Below are 19,508 nucleotides of genomic sequence, written 5' to 3'. Positions count from 1 at the left end.
ATGGTATGTTATTGCTAATATGGATTTAGTAATTGTCCACTAAAATTGTGGACAGTGTCGTCCGGAAATATCAGACCGATCTCTTTTGCCAACAGGCTGATTTGGTGGCACGTTCTGTTTGGTCTGCCATATACCACGACAAAAGTAGGCTTTTCACTGTTCAATGTCTTAATCAGACGTTGCTGTTCCTCTATTCTATCAACAAATTCCATAGCTGCAAATATTATATGATACAAAAATAATGTTTCTACTCCATAATAACCAAACTATTACTTGATTTCTCTTTTCCGTTCCACGGCTTTTTCATTTAAGAAATATTGTTCATCGCTTGTAATTGTAGTAAAAATGCTTATATGCGTGCACAGCGATGCGGAAGCACCGCCTTAGGTGTTTCTTTTTATCGTTCATTTTTATTTTTTTTATAGGCGGAATTCAATAGGATATGATGTTGATATTGTCTTCCGCCTTTGTTTTTGCGATAGCAAAAATACGATTTATTTCGTTGGTGTAATTTTTTTACATACGATATTGCTAAAGAGAAACACCTTGACTGTCTTCGTGGCAGCATCATGACTCATTTGAGAAAATTTGTATCCTCAGTCCCTGAATACCGCAGAACAAGCAGGGGAAACTTCAAACACAAACTTGAAGATATACTTATGCTTGTAATATTGGGCAGGCTCAGTAAGTGTATTTTCTGGCTCAAAAATGAGAAAAATTCAGATTTGATGTATTTGTAACGTATTGATTACCAATAATGGTATTCTCGCCCATGCCGTACTGGCATGGGTAGGGGAATTGTACGTCCAATTCAAAGCTTAAATGAAAAAGCCGTGTTTTCATTCTCTTTCAAGGCGACCACATCAAAATGAAAATTCACAACGTCCTATGATGAGTTGACTGTAACTTATTATTTGTGTTAATAAATTTTTAATCGCATTAATAATTTAAAGCTGCATAGCTCATAGGTCGTAATAACTTGCAAACTTGCAAAACTTGCAGCCCCCCTCACACCCACACACGTACGCGCGCGAGGAAAGGATTTGAAGAGAACGGTGATAAAAATCGAAAATGAGCGGAAAGTACCGGTGAGCAGGGCAAACTCACCAAAATAAATATCCTACCCGTTGGCGGAATTAACTCTTTTCTGAGCGGTTATGAATGAAATAGGGATTTATCATGTGCAGGCTGAAAGCCTGATATTATATAGCGTAGGGCATCGCCCTACGTAATAGCATATCTCTACAGGAGCCCTGAAAGGGCGAAACCGAGTATAACACCTTTATTGCGCCCTTTCAGGGCTTAAGATAGAGAGCGTAATCAATACGTAGGGCGATGCCCTACGCTATATAATGTCAGGCTTTCAGCCTGCAGACGATAAATTATCATTTGATTCCTTTCTTTTCGGTTATGAACCAAACGACAAAGGAATATTCTTTCACAAAAAGCAGGTACCTAACCCCGGGACGCATATTTAGGGTACCTCAGTCGTATACTTAGGGTATCTCGGTATACGACTGAGGTACCTTAAGTATACGACTGAGATAGCCTCTATTTATATATACTCATAATCAAATAGTTACGTTTTGCTGCTTAGCTGGTAGAAAATTCAGACAAATGAATAGAAGCTTATCACTCCTTTTCCTCCTTTCTTCTCCGATATGAATTAATTTCGCCAACAGATTATCCCTTTTTTTGCTCAAGGAATAAAATAATCTGTGCCGCTTTGTGAAAGTCTTGCAAGCGGCATAGATTATTGATGATAGTTTTATCTTTTTCTGGAAAGTGATAGACCGAGCCAACTAAAAATCAAAATTCACCTTATTATACGCGCGCGCGTGGGTGTGAGGGGGGCTGCAAGTTTTGCAAGTTTGCAAGTTTCGCATAGCTCTGTTTTTTTCCCACTTGGGAAAAAATATTTCTCCAACTGGGAAAAAATATTTTTCCAATAAGACCGACGGAACCCACCAAATCCCATAAGTTGATTCCAGGTTTGTTATATCTTTGTCGACAGAAACCAGTTGATCAGGAATGTATGCTTTGGCTCATGCAACCGTTTGCATTATTTCTTTTCCTGCTTCTATCTCAAGAGTTTGATAGTTCGGAATAACCGGCGTACTTTTGAACCATTAACCAATAAATTGATACCGAATGAGAAGACTTTACTCCTTTTTAATTTGTTTGTTGGCAGTGGTTGCCATGCAAGCACAGATCATAACTACTACTCCGACTTTCCCAACGGAAAATGACGAAGTTGCCATTATCTTTGATGCAACGAAAGGTACGGCAGGGCTGAAAGGTTTTACCGGTGATGTATATGCACATACGGGAGTGATAACAAATCAAAGCACAGGTTCCGGAGATTGGAAGCACGCCCCAACTTGGGGAGATAACTCGGCGAAGTATAAATTGACTTCATTAGGAAATGATAAATGGCAACTGAAAATAACTCCAAATATTCGTGAATATTATGGTGTTAAAGATGGAGAAACTGTAGAGCAACTAGCTTTTGTTTTCCGTAGTGCGGATAAATCAAAAGAAGGCAAGGATACAGGTGGAAAAGATATCTTTGTTGAAGTACATACTGTTGGCTTGACCGTTCGCTTCGACCAACCTGCTGAAAAAGAAAATATACTTATCGGTACGCCTCTTACTATTAAAGCTTCTGCCTCTACGGCTTCTGCTTTGAAACTCTATGTGGATGCTGTTGAAATAGCTACGGAAGCTAATGCTACTACTATTTCCAAATCTCACACATTCTCAACTGCCGGGAGCTATACGTTGAAAGTAGAGGCTACAGCCAATGGTAAAACTGTTTCTGTTACACAGGAAGTAACAGTACTGAATGGAACAAGTACTTCGGAAACGATGCCCAAGGGAGTACGCCCCGGTATTAACTATGTCAGTGATACGGAAGTAACTTTGGTGTTGCAGGCTCCGGGTAAAAAGTATGTGTATGTGGTAGGTGACTTTAATGATTGGACGCCCAAAGCGGACTATCAACTGAAACAAGACGGTGAATATTTCTGGGTGACTCTTTCAGGACTGACTAAAGGAGAAGAATATGCTTTCCAATATTTGGTAGATGGTTCTGTTTATGTGGCAGACCCATATACAGATAAAGTTTTGGATCCTTGGAATGACCAGTATATTGAAAGTACGACATATCCGAATCTGAAACCTTATCCGACCGGAAAAGCAGAAGGTATTGTTTCCGTCCTGCAAACAGGACAGGCTGCTTATAACTGGAAAGTGAAGAACTTTGAGCGCCCTGCTTCTGAAAAGTTGGTTATTTACGAAATGCTGATTCGTGATTTTACTGAGGAACATACTTTTAATGCTGCGAAAGAGAAACTGGAATACTTGAAGAATCTGGGAGTAAATGCAATCGAACTGATGCCTATTAATGAGTTCGAAGGAAACACGAGCTGGGGGTATAATCCTTCATTCTATTTTGCCGTAGATAAGTATTACGGTACAAAAAATGATTTAAGAGCTTTTGTTGATGAATGTCATAGTCAAGGGATGGCTGTTATTATCGATCTTGTGCTGAATCATAGCTTTGACCAGTCTCCTTTCTATCTTTTGTATAAGGATGCGGATGGAAGACCCTCTGCTGATAATCCGTGGTATAATCAAGATTCAAATATAAAGAACCCGAGTCTTTCGTGGGGACGTGATTTTAATCACGAGAGTGAATATACCCGTGCTTTGGTAGATAGCGTAGCCGGCTTTTGGATGTCGGAATATAAAATTGATGGTTTCCGTTATGATTTTACAAAAGGATTCTCTAATACTCCTTATGGAACAAATGATTGGGCAAACGGACCGGATAATGCACGTATCGCCAACTTGAAGCGTATGTCGGCTGCCGTACAAAAGCGGCAACCGGGCGCTTACGTTATTTTTGAACATTTAGCAGCTAATAGTGAAGAGAAACAATTGGCGGAAGCTGGTATTTTATTGTGGCGCAATATGAATCATTCATATTGCCAGACAGCAATGGGATGGACTACGGAAAATGATTTCAGTGGTTTATGTGCGGGAACAAGTATGCCTGCTGGTAGTTTAGTGGGGTATATGGAGAGTCATGATGAAGAACGTACAGGGTTTAAAGCCTGGAAATGGGGAAATACCGGAGTAATAGCATCAACTACGAGTAAGAATGACGGAATAAGTCCTACAACAGGAAGTGATATTAATCTCTCTACCCGCACCAAACGTTTAGCCACTAATGCCGCCTTCTTCCTTACCGTACCCGGACCGAAGATGATCTGGCAATTTGGTGAGTTGGGATATGATTTCTCCATAAACAACAACAGTGACGGTTCTAAATATGATGATCAAGGTGGTTATCGTACCGACCCCAAACCGATACGCTGGGACTACTTTGAAGATGCTGACCGAAAAAGATTGTATGAAACGTATGCTACTCTTTTAGATTTTCGTCATTCATATCCTGAACTATTTGCTTCGAATACTACATTTAGCTGGAAAGTAGGTATTGCTAACTGGGACAATGGACGTACTTTGTCAGCTACTTCTACCGATGGAAAGTCTCTTGTAGTTGTTGGCAACTTTGCGCTGGCAGATAAGAACTTTTCTGTAACTTTCCCGGAAACAGGTACATGGTATGAACTCCTGAAAGATAATGAGCCATTGAGTGTGTCAGGTACCACACAGACTATTGCTGTTCCTGCTCATGAGTTCCGTCTCTTTACTAACTTTAAACCGACTCAGACAGGTATTGAGACTACTGCTCCTGATGCAGAAAAGCCCTTAATGTATTACAACAGGGGCATAGATACTTTGGTGCTGCCTGCCGGAGAAGCTAAACGCGTAGAAGTATATTCTGTGAATGGAATGCTGGTGATGACACAGGAAAAATGCACTTCTGTAGGTCTGTCTGCTTTGCCTGTTGGCTATTATATGGCAAGGGCTTATATGGAAGATGGCAGAGTGCAGGTTTGCAAAATAATGAAATAGATTTATTCGTAAATCTTATTCAGTATTCTGTTCAGCCATTCCCAACGGAAACGGAACCAGCGGCGAGTACTGCTTTGCTTGCCGCCAAAGCGCAGGACAAACTCGCGATAACCGTGCTTACGGAAGGGGAGACCGACATCCATAAATTCAAGGTGGCGGTATCCCCGCTGTTTGGCATCGGATAGAGCATGCCATACGGCAAGTATGCCCGGGTATTGAAGGGCGTACGTCTTGCGCATACCACCGGAGAACCAAAGGTAAGCACTGTCTTCGGAATAGATACAGGCACTACCGCCTATGATTTTATCTTTGTAAGTGACAATGAATATTTTGCTTTGCTCCCCTTTCATCATTTCTTCTTCCATGCGTTGGAAGAACACTCTGCTGGGGAAGTGGCGGCGTATTTTAGAAGAATAAACATGGTGCAGCATCTGAGAAAAAGCACGTACTTCCTCAGGAGTATGAGCTTCACGCACTTCTGCACCATTTTTTAATCCTTTTTTTATCTGACGGATACGTGAGGGGCTGAAACGGCTTTCTACATGCTCAATGCTATGTAATGAATTACGTACCCGTAGCCAGTTTATGGCGAAGTAATGATTTTTGCGGAAAGATTTATAACCGAACAGGGAGTTTTCCAGGTTACGGAATTCAATAAGGAATGCCTCCCGTAATGCCTCGGCCGTTAACCGTTGCAACATCTCACCAAAGACAAACTCCTTGTCAACAGTTTCATCAAAATACTCTCCTGTGCCATAGATTTCACATCTCTTGATGATAGAGGGTGGAAACAAACGAACACTCTTTCGTATTGCCGCCAATAGCTTGGCAAAGGGCCTTCCTGCCTCTGATGCAACAATGAGAAGGGGCGTATAACCCGGGGTTGCTTCGTAGATATGAAACAACTCGATGGAGTGAAATGTATTATTGCCCGGCAGTTCCGGGATGTCACTCCTGTGGTAATATGTCGTCAGTTTCAAAGGCATTGACTGCAAATTTAGAAAATAATCTTGTATCTTTGCGTTCTTAAATGGTAATTTAGCGCAATGCGCTAAATTAAGTTACAAGCTACCAGCTACGAGCTACGAGTGCCATTCGGTATAATAGCGCAGCTACTTGTAGCTCGTAGCTTGTAACTCGTAACTTAATAATATTATGATATATGGAAAATTTCAGTGAATTGCTAAAAGTTCGCCGCAGCATGCGGAAGTTTACGGATGAAGAGTTGACGCAGGAAGAGGTGGTTACTTTGATGAAAGCTGCGCTGATGTCACCCACTTCCAAGCGGACAAATGCATGGCAGTTTATTATGGTGGATGATAAAGAGTTGCTCGAAAAACTATCACATTGCAAGGCGCAGGCGTCGCAATTTATTGCTGATGCACCGTTGGCAATTGTGGTGACGGCCGATCCGTTAGCGAGTGATGTGTGGATTGAAGATGCTTCCATTGCTTCGATTATTATACAGTTACAGGCAGAAGATATGGGCTTAGGCAGTTGTTGGGTACAGGTGCGCGAACGTTTCACCGCTTCCGGTATGCCGTCCGATGAATATGTGCGCGAAGTGCTTGATATTCCCTTGCAACTGCAAGTACTCAGTGTCGTTGCTATCGGACACAAAGGCATGGAACGTAAGCCTTTCAGTGAAGAACATCTGCAATGGGAAAAAGTTCATATCAATAAATACGGAGGAAAGTAACAGTGAGCGCAGCAAAAGCAAACAATAACCGCGATACTTACAGGGCTACGGCTGTTACGTTGATTGTTTTCGGTATACTTTATCTGGTGGACAAATTGATACACTTCTCAAGTATCGGTCTGCCGTGGGTGATGAATAAGGACAATTTCCTCCTTTATACGGCAGTGATATTTCTCATCTTCAAGCGTGATAAGTCTGTAGGGCTGGTGTTGATCGGTTTATGGTTAATACTGAACTTCGGATTGATTACAGCATTACTCGGTACGATGTCTGCTTATCTGTTGCCTGTGGCGCTGTTAGTTCTCGGAATTATTTTATATTGGCTGGCTACAAGATGAAAAGAAGTGTACAAGATACGCCGATAGTCTTTATCGGTGCCGGAAACCTCGCGACTAATCTGGCTAAGGCTTTATATAAGAATGGTTTTCGTATAGTACAGGTCTATAGCCGTACAAAAGAAGCTGCATGTGCATTGGCGCAGGCGGTGGAGGCTGGATATACAACTGAACTTTCTGAAGTATCTAAGGATGCCCGGCTATATATTGTCTCTTTAAAGGATGATGCTTTCGTGACATTATTGCCTGAAATTGTTGCCGGAAAGGAAGATACTTTACTGGTACATACAGCCGGAAGTATTCCTATGAATGTCTGGGAAGGTAAAACGTCGCGTTATGGAGTGTTTTATCCTATGCAGACTTTCAGTAAGCAGCGCGAAGTTGATTTTCGCGTAGTGCCTTTTTTTATAGAGAGTAATTCGTCTGAAGATACAGAGTTGCTAAAAGCAATTGCTTCTGTTCTTTCGGAGAAAGTATACGAGGCAACTTCCGAGCAACGGAGGAGCCTGCATCTGGCTGCTGTGTTTACTTGTAATTTTACGAATCACATGTATGCCTTGGCATCTGAATTGCTGAAAAAGTATGATCTTCCGTTTAATGCCATGTTGCCTTTGATTGATGAGACAGCCCGTAAAGTGCATGAATTGGAACCGAAACAAGCGCAGACGGGGCCGGCTGTACGTTATGATGAGAATGTGATCAATAAACATCTGGAGATGCTTGCGGGTGAGCCGGAGATGCAGGAATTATATCGATTGGTTAGCGAGAGCATACATCGTTTGCATAACAAGTAATGTTCCGGTGTATAACAAGCAGTGTTTTGAGGCATAACAAGTATTGTTTTACCACATAACAAGCATTATTGTTTTTGATAAATAACCCAACTAAAAACCGAATATAGTGAGTACTATCAATTACGATTTAAAGAAGATAAAGGCCCTTGTCTTTGATGTTGACGGCGTTTTAAGTGCTAACGTTATCCCGATGAGTCAGGATGGCGAGCCTATGCGTACCGTGAACATTAAGGATGGATATGCCTTGCACCTTGCCGGTAAACAGGGGCTGCTATTGGGCATCATAACCGGTGGGCGATCTGAGGCTGTTCGCAAACGTTTCGTGGCTTTGGGAATTCCTTCTGTGGATATTTATATGTCTTCTTCTGTGAAAATCCATGATTATCATGATTTTCGTGATCGTCATAGTCTTAAAGATGAAGAGATTCTTTATGTGGGAGATGATATTCCCGATATTGAGGTGATGCGTGAATGTGGATTGCCATGTTGCCCTAAAGATGCATCAGCGGAAGTGAAGGCTGTTTCCCGCTATATATCTTATGCTAATGGTGGCTATGGTTGTGGTCGGGATGTCGTGGAACAAGTCCTGAAAGTTCAGGGACTTTGGATGGATGATAAAGCATTCGGATGGTAGGATGATGAGCAAATTAATAATTAATAATTAAAAATTGAAGAGGCGGTGTTGGACAATTTGAAAAAGTATAAGGTGATACTTGCTAGTAATTCTCCGCGAAGGAAGGAATTGCTTGCAGGTTTAGGTGTGGACTATGAAGTGCGGACTTTGCCCGATGTGGATGAATCATATCCTGAGACTTTGCAGGGTGCGGATATACCTTTGTATATCGCTAAAGAAAAGGCGGACGCTTACGTTGCCATGATGCAACCCGGTGAATTGATGATTACTGCCGATACAATTGTATGGCTGGATGGCAAGGTGCTGGGCAAACCCCGGGATAGGGAAGATGCTTTGCAGATGTTGCGCACTATGTCCGGGCGTACCCATGAGGTTTTCACCGGCGTATGCATAACCACTACCGATTGGCAGCGTAGTTTTACTGCACAAACTGAGGTGCGTTTTGCCACTTTAAGTGAAGAGGAAATAGCCTACTATGTAGATAATTTCCAACCGATGGATAAAGCTGGCGCCTATGGAGTGCAGGAGTGGATCGGTTTTATAGGAGTGGAAAATATTTCGGGTAGTTACTATAATATCATGGGGCTTCCTGTGCAGAAATTGTACAGGGAATTACTGAAAGTATAGTTTAATATTCTTTCTCGTTCGCCAGATTCCAGGCATTCAGAAAGGATGCTTTGGTTATCTCCACTATCTTCTCCCAATTCAGTTTGTCTGCATGATCAGAGGGTTGATGGTAATCCGGGTGTCCATCTGTATGATACCAGATAATAGGAACTCCCGCTTTAGCAAAAGGACCGTTATCACTACCGCCTATGGGATTATCCCATGGACGATAGTCGGGTTCCAGTTGGAGGTTGTATTTCTTTATATCTTCTTTTAGCCATTTTCCAAAAGTCGGATTGGCCTCCGTATAGAAATAAACTACATGCATGGGTTGTTGTGGCTTATTATTGCGACCTATCATGTCGAAGTTCAGATATCCTTTGATTTGCGAAATGAACGGACAGGTTTGTACAAAGTATCTGGAACCCAATAATCCTTTCTCCTCACCATCCCAGAAGGCAAAAATAATATTTCGTTCCGGTTGTTTGCCGCTGGTAATGAATGCTCTGGCTATTTGCAGAACGGCTGACACACCGGAAGCATTATCATCAGCACCATTATAAATCTGATCACCTTCAAGAGCAGGATCTATTCCCAAATGATCAAAGTGCGCACCGACAATAGCATACTCACTGGTGTTTTTACCGGGGATCATTCCCAGTATATTCGTCATAGAGAGCTTCTGATGTACTTCTCTTTTGAATAAGGTTATTGAATCGGGGTGTACCTCTAGCTTTCCCCTTTTCTGGCGTTCTCTTCTGTATGCTTCAAAAGGTTGAAAATAGCTGTCTCCCAATGGTTGTATTCCCATTGCCTGAAGCAATGAAGCAATATATTGGGCAGCTACCTTTGAACCATGGTATCCGGCTTCCCGCCCTTGTAATTCATCGTGAGCCAGAAAACCGATATATGCTTCGGCAGATGTCCGGTTTATGCTTTCCAGTCCTTTCTCTACAGGGCTTTGTGCTGCTGCCAGATAGCTAAGGCAACAGAATAGAGCCAGGATACAGTATTTCTTCATCAGCTACTTATTTATGTCTTTATTCAATAATATCCAGCATTAATGGAATCTCTTCTCCTGCAATGCCTTGTTTGAGAAGGCTGTTCCGGTCTCTGTCGAATATTTCAAGGAAAGCATCTTTACTTCCGCTTTCTGCCATGGCCTTACCATATAGCCCGACTGCTTTCTCTATGTTTCCCAGTACCCAGGCCACGTGTCCGGCATTGAGATAGTCCGTAGCAAGTGGCTTGGCGGCAAGGAGTTTATCATAATACTTCATAGCCTGTTCATGCTTACCACTGACAAATGAACACCAGCCAATGCCGCGCCATGCCTTCATACAGTCGTTTTCCAGGAAGTCTAACTTGAAGAAATATTGCAGGGCATCGTCATACCTTTTTTGTTCTGCCAGGCAACTACCGGTATAGAACAATACATTGCGATTTTCCGGTTGAATAGTTTCTACGCGATGATAGTATTCCAAAGCTGCATCGAAATTCTTCATCTGGCGGTAACAAGTAGCCAGGTGGCGAAGTGTCCACAGGTGATCGGGCTTCAGCATATCAGCTTTCTGATAAGCGTCCACAGCTTCCTGATAGCGTTTCTCCTTTTGCAGGCAGAAACCTGTCTTTTGGAAAATGTCCGCATTGGCTTGTTTTCGATCTATTAATATCCGGTAGAGCTCCAAAGCTTCTGCTGGATGCTCCTTGCTGAAGTGGAAGTCGGCAACCGCTACTAATAATTCGGGAGCACTCAACAGTTCTTTCAGTACCGGATTGCGGTGCAATGCAATCTCTTCCTGGAAGATATTATGAAACTCGAATCTGCGTTGGCTAAGTTTGAAGAAACGGTATAAATCGTGAATGTACTGGTTACTGATAACATCAGGCCGTTCAGCAAATTGTTTCAGGCTGGCATTGTTCTTTTCTTCCATAAAGTCGCTTTGATCCTGAGGAGTCATCTGACTTAGCATCATGTCACGTTGTCCCTGTGGGAGTTGTGCAATGGTGAAACAAAATGAATACTTATCACTGTTGCAGAAGAATCCCGATTGCAGGATGATGGAAAGGACAGAACTCTCACCGCTCTGGTTCAAACCTACCTGATGGATAATGCTGGAATGCATCCGGTCGAAAGGGTAGAACCAGTTATGTGGTTCGCGGAAGAAAGGATACCCTTTGAGTTGTGCGAATGTGCTCATATAGACATCTGCTCCTTCCAGTTGCAGATCGTTCATCTCGCGTATTTTATCTCCCAAACCCGATTGCTCGAAAGCTTGTTCCCAGTCGGGATTGCGGTCGTTTTCATCTGTTTCTTCAAAACCGAACTTCATGTTGCGCATGATATTCACGTTCTTCATCATTTCGGGAATGATTTCTTCCCGCATCTTTCTGTCAATCTTCTCCGTTTCCTGGCTACGAAGTAGCTGGATATAAATACGGTTCACCTGTTTGCTGAAGTTCGGGTCTTCTCTGAAAAGAGAAATACGTGCTTCCAATTCTGGATAAAGTGCAATGCGTGAAGGATAGAGATGCAAGGTAATAACAAGTCCTACCAATGCTCTCTGATTGATTTGCGGATTGGTATGGCGAAGCCCGTCGAGCAACCAATTTACTTTGCGCTCATCGAAACACTCCATTAAACTGAGTGTGACAGCACTGACAAACAGGCATAAGTCATTGGTTGGCAATGTCTCCGAACGAAGCATATCTTCTGCCTGGGCAAATTCTTCCAAAGTCCAACTGCTGTTGCTCCAAGTAGTAAGAAACATTACCTGGTGTGTCTCTTCATGTCGTCTCAGGATAGCGTCCAAGCCCTGGTAGTTTGCTAACTGTGATACAGCCATTTCATCTGCAAAGCCTTCCAGTATCTTTTGCAGGGTAGAAATGCCATAAGCTTTCGGAAGCTGCTTGGGATTCCTGCGCAGGGAGTGGTAATAGTGGGTGGATATTTCATCTAATAATGCAATACGTGTCTGGTCGGCAATCTCCCATGTATCAGCCAATAGCTGGCGATACAGTTTCTGCCGTTCAGGGTCTTTCATACCCAGTTTCATATATTGCAACATATATTGATAGGAAGTCTGGATTTGTTCCAGTCGGTTACGCAGACTCCAGTCGTTACCATTATATAAGAAAGCATCCAGTTGAACAAGAGCTTCTTTCAGCCGTTTATCTTCCAATAAATTGACTATTTGGTTATATTGTTTTTGGATGGATTGTTCATTCATATTCAGTCCTTTCTTTAATACTTTATTAATATAAGGTACAAAAATGATGCCAAAAAGTTCGGGGACTTAGAAAATACTGATAGCTGTTTTGGTAGTCAGTAATTCAAGGGCTTTCATCCCCATTACAGAGTTACCTTTAGGGTTAAGTCGCGGACTCCATACTGCTACCGCATACTTACGTGGGCAGACAGCTGCAATACCGCCACCAACACCGCTTTTCCCGGGTAACCCCACCAGATAAGAGAATTCCCCAGCTTCATCATAGAAACCGCAAGTCTGCATAATGGCATTGATACGTTTTACTTGTGAAGTCGTCAGTTCGATTCCATCAAAACTGAACGGTCTTGTATGATCAGCGAAAGGAAGGAAAGAACGTGCCAGTTCCCGGCAACTCATACCTATGGAACATTGAAGGAAATAAAAGTGAAGTACCCGCTCAATATCGTTTTCTATATTTCCATGATATTTCAGCATATTGGTAATGGCTGCATTCAGATAGCCATATTCACGTTCGGAAGTTGCCATACCTTCATTATATTGAATCTGGTTGTTGCCGCAGAGTTTTCGTACGAAAGCGAGATAATCCTTTTCCGGATCATCGAGTACTGAAAGCAGGATGTCTGCCATTACTAATGCTCCCGCATTGATGAGAGGATTGCGGGGAATCCCTTTCTCCATTTCCAGCTGGAAAATGGAGTTAAATGCGTTACCGGATGGTTCTACACCTATACGTTTCCAGAGTTCATTGCCCATCCGGCTGAAACTTATCGCAAGAGAGAATACTTTCGAAATACTTTGTATGGCAAAACGCTCGTCACTGTCTCCCTGGGCATATTCTTTTCCTTCAATAGTACGCAGGCAAATACCATAGCGATCAGGGTTGACTTTCAGCAATTCAGGAATATAGCTTGCCGGTTTACCCATTTGGGCGTATGGCTGTATCTCCTCGTATATTTCTTTCAGAATTTCGGTGTAGTCCATGGTATATAAGGTTTTTCTTTAGAAACGCACCTGCAATTGCGCTTGCAGTAGGTTACTATTATCTCCGATATGGCGGTTGCAGTATGTATACTGTGCCTGTACCCTGCATTTAGGATAGAACCAATATTGTAAACCTACTACATAATTACTTTGCTTATCATCGAGTACTTTACTCTTATTAAGATAATCATAAGATGCTATTACATCTACTTTCGGGAATACATGTGCAGATGCTGTTACATAATAACCGTCACTTTTGATACGTCCATCTTTTCCGGCCAAGTATTCCGTGCGTACATCCACCGGTTTAGTTTTAATGACTGCACCTGCCGACCAACGGTTACGGGTATAGTTTTCGCCTACCTGTATATCGGGATTGAGGCTGGATACGGCCACAGCACATCCTTTCCCTTTTACAAAAGAACCGCCTACAGACAGCCAGTCGAGTGGATGAACCATCAGGCTGCCTACAATATCCTTCTGGTTGTTTTTATCTTTCAGGTTGATACCTTGCCCATTCATTACCGCAAGATTATAGTTCACCAGTTTTCCAAACAGATCACCATAGATCAGGAGTCCCATATCACGTCCGCTACTGGAACCATACAAAGGATCACTGCCATTGATGCCAGCCAGATAATTGACAGATTGCGAGTAGCAATTAATCAGTTCCACATAGCAAGGAGACATTGGGTTTTCAATGGTATACATGGTTTTGAATTGTCCGATGCGGGCAGTCAGTTGCGGGAGGAATTTATATTCGGTATATGCTTCAAGGATTTTTCCAGTATTGGCAAAGCTGTACATGAAGTAGCACAACCAACGGTCGGTAATTTTACCTTGTGCCATGAAGATAACCCGCTTGATGTCGAACGTATTACTGCTGCCATCAGCATCATCGTAAGTATAACCCACCTGTGCATAACCGGAGAGGCTGATACGATCTTTGAGCGTATTTACTACGTCGTTCAAACATGCATCTTGTGCTGTTGCTATCAGTGCGGAAAGTAGGAAAGCAAAGGATAACAAAGTTCGTTTCATTTCTATGATAAATGTGTTAGGAAAGATAAATGATCGTTTACTATAAAAATATAAGATTAAAAAAGGCAACCCTTCTTTTCAAAGAGCTGCCTTTTGGTATGATAATGTTTATTCTTATTCGTTGATAGCAGCGATACCCGGAAGAACTTTTCCTTCGATTGCTTCAAGCAATGCACCACCACCTGTTGAAACATAAGAAACACCGCTTGCCAAGCCAAACTTGTTAACGCAAGCTACAGAGTCACCACCACCTACAAGTGAGAATGCACCGTTCTTAGTAGCCTCTACGATAGCCTCGCCTACTGCACGTGAGCCATGAGTGAAGTTTTCGAATTCGAATACACCTGTCGGACCATTCCACAAGATAGTCTTAGAGTTTTTGATAACATCTGTGAAGATTTTCTCAGTTTCAGGACCGATATCCAGACCTTCCCAACCATCAGGAATTTGGTCAACCGGACAGAACTTAGTGTTAGCATCGTTAGAGAAAGCGTCAGCAATCTTTGCATCAACAGCCAATACCAAGTTTACACCTTTTGCTTTTGCCTTTTCTATCAGTTCGAGGGCCAGATCCAGTTTGTCATCTTCGCAGATAGAGATACCGATCTTACCACCCATAGCCTTGGTGAAAGTATAAGTCATACCACCGGCAATGATCAGGTTGTCAACCTTGCTCAGCAGATTTTCGATAATTTCAATTTTAGAAGAAACTTTGGAACCACCCATGATAGCAGTGAATGGACGTTTGATGTCATTCAATACTTTATCAACAGCCTTCACTTCTTTCTCCATCAGGTAACCGAACATTTTGCTGTCTTTGTCGAAATATTTAGCGATCAAAGCTGTAGAAGCGTGTGCACGGTGAGCTGTACCGAAAGCGTCGTTTACATAGCAGTCAGCGTAAGAAGCCAATTTCTTGGTGAATTCTTTCTGGCTTTCTTTAACGGCTTTCTTAGCAGCAGCTTTTTCTTCGTCTGTAGCGTCTTCAGCCAAACCACGGGGTTTGCCTTCTTCTTCAGCGTAGAAACGAAGGTTTTCGAGCAACAATACTTCACCCGGTTGCAGAGCAGCAGCCTTAACAGCAGCTTCTTCGCCCATACAGTCGTTAGCGAATTGTACGTCAACACCCAACAACTCTGAAAGATGGTTCAGAATGTGTTTCAATGAGAATTTGTCAGCCGGACCTTTCGGACGACCGAGGTGAGAACCAATAATTATACTACCACCGTCAGCCAGAATTTTCTTTAACGTAGGAAGAGCAGCACGCATACGGTTATCATCTGTAATGTTGAAGTTTTCGTCCAGAGGCACATTGAAGTCTACACGAACGAATGCCTTTTTACCGGCAAAGTTGAATTGATCAATTGTCATAATACTCTATTTTATTTAAAAGTGTTATTAATTCGTTTTCGTGAGCGCAAAGTTAGCATTTATTTCTTTCTTTTGCTATGAAACCGTCATTTATTCTTTATCTTTCGGCTTCTCTTTGCTAACTTTATACTTCTCGCAATAATATTTGCACATCAATTGCAAACCGCACTTATCACATTGCGGTGTACGTGCCTGGCAGACGTATCTTCCATGTAAGATAAGCCAGTGATGTGCAATGGGGATATCCGCTTCCGGGATATTTTTCACCAGTTCTTTCTCTACACTGAACGGTGTGGTACATGCATCCGAAACCAGTCCGAGGCGGTGACTTACACGGAACACATGAGTATCTACTGCCATTGCAGCTTTGTTAAATACAACGGATTGGATGACGTTCGCCGTCTTGCGTCCCACACCGGGTAGTTTTACAAGCTCTTCCAGTGTATCAGGCACTTCACTGTTGAAGTCTTTCACCAACATTTGTGCCATACCCACCAGGTGTTTTGCTTTGTTATTGGGATAAGATACGCTACGGATATATTCGTATATCACTTCCGGTGTACTGGCAGCAAGAACTTCCGGGGTAGGGAAATCGCGATACAACGGTGGAACAATCATATTCACCCGCTTGTCTGTACATTGGGCGGAGAGGATGACTGCTATCAGCAGTTGGAACGGAGTTTCATAATGCAGTTCCGTTTCGGCTACAGGACGATTCTCCCGAAACCAGGCAAGAATTTTTTCGTAACGTTCTTTTTTTCTCATCGCAATTTATTTTTATGGTAATGAGGAGCCACTTTCCCATTGAAGTAGAGCATAGAGACAATGGTGAGGCAAGCCCCGAACAAATAAGCTTTATCGAAAGTGCTGACCTCCGCAATATATCCTCCTGTCAGCATACCGATACCGATGCCTACATCCCAGGATGTCAGATAGGTAGAAGTGGCAGTACCACGTTGGCTATTGGGGGCGAGGTTGACAAAAAGGGTATTGTAAGCCGGAAACATAATACCAAAACCTACTCCCAGCAACAGGGCTACGGCAAAGAAAACAACAGTACATAGCATGTTGTTCCAACTGATAAGGTATACGCATGCTGAAAGGAGGAAGAAGCTGAATACTACGAGATACAATCCGGCTGAAATGACCTGTGTTATCTTACCCCTGTCCACTATCTTTCCGGAGAAGATGCGCGATATAGCCATACCTATTGCCATGAAAGTGAAGAAGAAGCCTGTAGTGGCATTGATGCCGATCTGCTTGGCGTACATAGCCACATAGTTTGTTGTCATTCCGTATGGAATCGAAAGCAGCAACAAACTGATGCCTGCCGGAATACCTTTCAATAATATAAAGCGGTCAAGGGAAATCGGTTCTCTCTTCACAGGCGGTTTATAGGGTGTTTTGACAAGAGAGGCACAAACGAAGCCTGCTATACATGAGCCCAGTGAGCAACAGAATATAGTTGTGAAACTCATTCCTGCATCATGCAGGAACAATCCGGACATCGGACCTACCGCCATCGCAATATTATTCGAAAGTCCATAGTATCCTAATCCTTCTCCGCGTCGTGAAGAAGGCATGATGTCGATGACCACTGTATTACCGCCTACGGTCACCATTCCGAACGATACGCCCTGTATGATACGGAACAGGATGAATAACGTAAGCGAACCGGCAATGATATATCCGGCAAACATTGTCATAAAGATAAAATATGCCATCAGATACAGAGGCTTACGTGCAAAGCTGTCCAAAAAGTAACCGGAAAAGGGGCGGATACATAAAGCTGCTACTGTATAACAAGAAAGAATAATGCCGATTGTTGAATTTCCGGCACTGAATACTTCAGACAGGTAGAATGGAAGTACCGGTATCAGCAACCAGAAGCCGAAGTACAGCAGGAAGTTGGCTGCAAGAATAAAACAATAGCTGGGAGTGACAAGTCTATCTTTCATAATGGGCAGCTTGAGTAAGAACTAAGAAAATATATCCGGGCGAATGATTATGTATCGCCTACTTGTTTTGTGATATCCGGAATGGTATATCATTGTAGGAGCGGATAATCATTCGCCCGGTATATGTTGGTTGTTAATAAGCGGCTTCGAATTCCTTCAGGAATCTCGTGTCGTTTTCAGAGAACATACGAAGATCCTTTACCTGGTATTTCAGGTTTGTAATACGCTCAATACCCATACCGAGGGCATATCCGCTATATACTTTACTATCGATTCCGTTGCTTTCCAATACATTCGGATCTACCATACCGCAACCGAGGATTTCAACCCAGCCGGTATGCTTGCAGAACGGACAACCTTTTCCACCGCAAATATTACAGCTGATATCCATTTCCGCACTGGGTTCCGTGAACGGGAAATAAGACGGACGCAAACGGATTTTAGTATCTTCACCAAACATCTCTTTGGCAAAGAGTAACAAAACCTGTTTCAGGTCGGTGAAAGATACATCTTTGTCTACATACAAAGCCTCAACCTGATGGAAGAAACAGTGTGCACGGTAGCTGATGGCTTCATTGCGATATACACGTCCCGGACAAATGATACGGATAGGGGGGTGTGAAACTTCCATTACGCGGGTTTGCACGGATGAGGTGTGTGTACGCAATACAATATCAGGATGAGTTTCGATGAAGAAAGTATCCTGCATATCGCGTGCAGGGTGATCTTCGGCGAAATTCAATGCAGAGAACACATGCCAGTCATCCTCGATTTCCGGACCTTCGGCAATGCTGAATCCCAAACGGGCAAATATATCGATGATTTCGTTCTTTACGATGGTGAGCGGGTGGCGCGTACCCAATTCTACCGGATAAGCGGAACGTGTAAGGTCAATATCATCACAGCCCGTATCCTGACTTTCGAACTGTTCTTTCAAGGCAGTAATTTTTTCCTGTGCCTTGTTCTTCAGTTCATTCAGTCTCATGCCGACTTCTTTCTTCTGTTCGGCAGCCACGTTACGGAAATCCGCCATCAAGTCATTGATTGCACCTTTTTTACTAAGGAATTTGATGCGGAGCGCTTCCAGTTCCTCGGCATTGGCAGCTTTCAGTGCTTCCACTTCTTGCAGAAGCTGGTTGATTTTATCTATCATATCGTCGTTATTATTTATTTCCGAAATACATAAAACGGTGCAAAGATACAACTTTATCATGATTCCGGTTGCAATCTTTTTATAAAATTAATCGGATACAAGGAAAAAGGCTATATGTGATATGGAAATGAATTTATTCCCGGAGGTTTTGCAGGTCTGATTCTGGCTTATTTCCTATTTCATCTTTGTCTGTTCCCTACCTACTCCGTACATAGTCCGTGTCTAAGAACAAGGAGAAGGTACGGAGTTGGTACGGACTTGACACGGAGTTGGTATGTCTCAGGTATTTTCCGGCTTTTTTATATGCTTCATTATACCGACGGTGGCAGAGGTTAGTTTGCCTCTTCTTTATGCTTCTTTAGTGCTTCCTGATAAAGTTCTTCTTGCAATACACAGAATTCTGCCACCAGCTCAATAGAAACACATCCCTCATTTTCATCTTTTGCATTATTCATCAGTTGCTCGATTTCCTTAGAGAGAGAAAGATAACGTTGCACCTTTGAATCATAAGGGCTTAGTGTATTCAGTATGATTTCACTTTTCCCTGATTTTGTTTGTTTCATCTTTAGAATTAATTAGTCCGACAAAGGTAACTGTTTTTTTACTAATCTTAAGCATTCTGCCGTAAATAATCTTTTTGCTAAGCAATTTTGTCAAACAGATATTAAAAAAGCATATTTATGAATCTCTCCGATAACAACTTAACAGTTATTCAACTAC

Annotated in this window: 17 protein-coding genes; 6 read left to right on the top strand and 11 right to left on the bottom strand. The window is 42.5% G+C overall.

All coding sequences use genetic code 11. The features are described from left to right. Positions 1-14: 14 nt before the first annotated feature. A complete protein-coding gene (locus BACINT_RS14630; protein ID WP_007664394.1) occupies positions 15-212 on the bottom strand; it encodes an ATP-binding protein in 198 nt (65 codons plus the stop codon). 1,939 nt (positions 213-2,151) lie between these two features. Here BACINT_RS14630 and BACINT_RS14625 point away from each other — a divergent pair. Next, on the top strand, positions 2,152-4,986 hold the full coding sequence (locus tag BACINT_RS14625; protein ID WP_044155061.1) for a DUF4961 domain-containing protein: 2,835 nt from the start codon (positions 2,152-2,154) through the stop codon (positions 4,984-4,986). A gap of 2 nt (positions 4,987-4,988) precedes the next feature. Here BACINT_RS14625 and BACINT_RS14620 read toward each other — a convergent pair whose 3' ends face one another. Beyond that, the gene (locus BACINT_RS14620; protein ID WP_007664392.1) at positions 4,989-5,972 is read right to left on the bottom strand and encodes a GNAT family N-acetyltransferase; all 984 of its coding nucleotides are present in this window, start codon (positions 5,970-5,972) and stop codon (positions 4,989-4,991) included. A gap of 176 nt (positions 5,973-6,148) precedes the next feature. Here BACINT_RS14620 and BACINT_RS14615 point away from each other — a divergent pair, with 176 nt between their 5' ends. From BACINT_RS14615 to BACINT_RS14595, 5 genes are all read left to right on the top strand, one after another. Beyond that, the gene (locus BACINT_RS14615) at positions 6,149-6,685 is read left to right on the top strand and encodes a nitroreductase family protein (RefSeq protein ID WP_007664391.1); all 537 of its coding nucleotides are present in this window, start codon (positions 6,149-6,151) and stop codon (positions 6,683-6,685) included. Between the two features lie 2 nt (positions 6,686-6,687). Next, entirely contained in the window at positions 6,688-7,023 is a 336-nt protein-coding gene (locus tag BACINT_RS14610; protein ID WP_007664389.1) for a hypothetical protein, read from the top strand. After that, complete coding sequence (locus BACINT_RS14605) at positions 7,020-7,814, top strand: Rossmann-like and DUF2520 domain-containing protein (RefSeq protein ID WP_007664388.1); 795 nt, start codon at positions 7,020-7,022, stop codon at positions 7,812-7,814. Before BACINT_RS14610 ends, BACINT_RS14605 begins: the two co-directional genes overlap by 4 nt. 106 nt (positions 7,815-7,920) lie before the next feature. Then, positions 7,921-8,448 (top strand): KdsC family phosphatase, encoded by a 528-nt coding sequence (locus BACINT_RS14600; protein WP_007664387.1) that lies wholly within the window; start codon positions 7,921-7,923, stop codon positions 8,446-8,448. Between the two features lie 45 nt (positions 8,449-8,493). Then, the gene (locus tag BACINT_RS14595; protein WP_007664386.1) at positions 8,494-9,075 is read left to right on the top strand and encodes a Maf-like protein; all 582 of its coding nucleotides are present in this window, start codon (positions 8,494-8,496) and stop codon (positions 9,073-9,075) included. Between the two features lies 1 nt (position 9,076). Here the strand turns inward: BACINT_RS14595 and BACINT_RS14590 are convergent, their stop codons facing one another. From BACINT_RS14590 to BACINT_RS14550, 9 genes are all read right to left on the bottom strand, one after another. Then, the gene (locus BACINT_RS14590; protein ID WP_007664385.1) at positions 9,077-10,075 is read right to left on the bottom strand and encodes a M20/M25/M40 family metallo-hydrolase; all 999 of its coding nucleotides are present in this window, start codon (positions 10,073-10,075) and stop codon (positions 9,077-9,079) included. A gap of 19 nt (positions 10,076-10,094) precedes the next feature. Then, the gene (locus BACINT_RS14585) at positions 10,095-12,284 is read right to left on the bottom strand and encodes a tetratricopeptide repeat protein (protein WP_007664384.1); all 2,190 of its coding nucleotides are present in this window, start codon (positions 12,282-12,284) and stop codon (positions 10,095-10,097) included. 66 nt (positions 12,285-12,350) lie between these two features. After that, complete coding sequence (locus BACINT_RS14580; protein WP_007664383.1) at positions 12,351-13,265, bottom strand: glutaminase; 915 nt, start codon at positions 13,263-13,265, stop codon at positions 12,351-12,353. Positions 13,266-13,283: 18 nt separating this feature from the next. Then, positions 13,284-14,306 (bottom strand): porin, encoded by a 1,023-nt coding sequence (locus BACINT_RS14575; protein ID WP_007664382.1) that lies wholly within the window; start codon positions 14,304-14,306, stop codon positions 13,284-13,286. A 114-nt stretch (positions 14,307-14,420) separates the two neighbouring features. Next, positions 14,421-15,680, bottom strand: a complete 1,260-nt coding sequence (locus tag BACINT_RS14570; protein WP_085930026.1) for a phosphoglycerate kinase — start codon at positions 15,678-15,680, stop codon at positions 14,421-14,423. 87 nt (positions 15,681-15,767) lie between these two features. After that, positions 15,768-16,442, bottom strand: coding sequence for an endonuclease III (nth, locus tag BACINT_RS14565; RefSeq protein ID WP_007664380.1), 675 nt, complete (start codon positions 16,440-16,442; stop codon positions 15,768-15,770). Next, positions 16,439-17,635 (bottom strand): MFS transporter, encoded by a 1,197-nt coding sequence (locus tag BACINT_RS14560; protein WP_007664378.1) that lies wholly within the window; start codon positions 17,633-17,635, stop codon positions 16,439-16,441. The genes nth and BACINT_RS14560 overlap by 4 nt, the downstream gene beginning before the upstream one ends. A 133-nt stretch (positions 17,636-17,768) precedes the next feature. Then, positions 17,769-18,788, bottom strand: a complete 1,020-nt coding sequence (gene pheS / locus BACINT_RS14555; RefSeq protein WP_044155283.1) for a phenylalanine--tRNA ligase subunit alpha — start codon at positions 18,786-18,788, stop codon at positions 17,769-17,771. Between the two features lie 332 nt (positions 18,789-19,120). Continuing rightward, positions 19,121-19,351 (bottom strand): hypothetical protein, encoded by a 231-nt coding sequence (locus BACINT_RS14550; RefSeq protein ID WP_007664376.1) that lies wholly within the window; start codon positions 19,349-19,351, stop codon positions 19,121-19,123. Positions 19,352-19,508 lie beyond the last annotated feature (157 nt).

The organism is Bacteroides intestinalis DSM 17393, from assembly GCF_000172175.1.
GTDB classification, from domain to species: Bacteria; Bacteroidota; Bacteroidia; order Bacteroidales; family Bacteroidaceae; genus Bacteroides; species Bacteroides intestinalis.
Note: the sequence above shows the minus strand (reverse complement) of the source record. Positions and strands in the feature narration are given on the sequence as shown.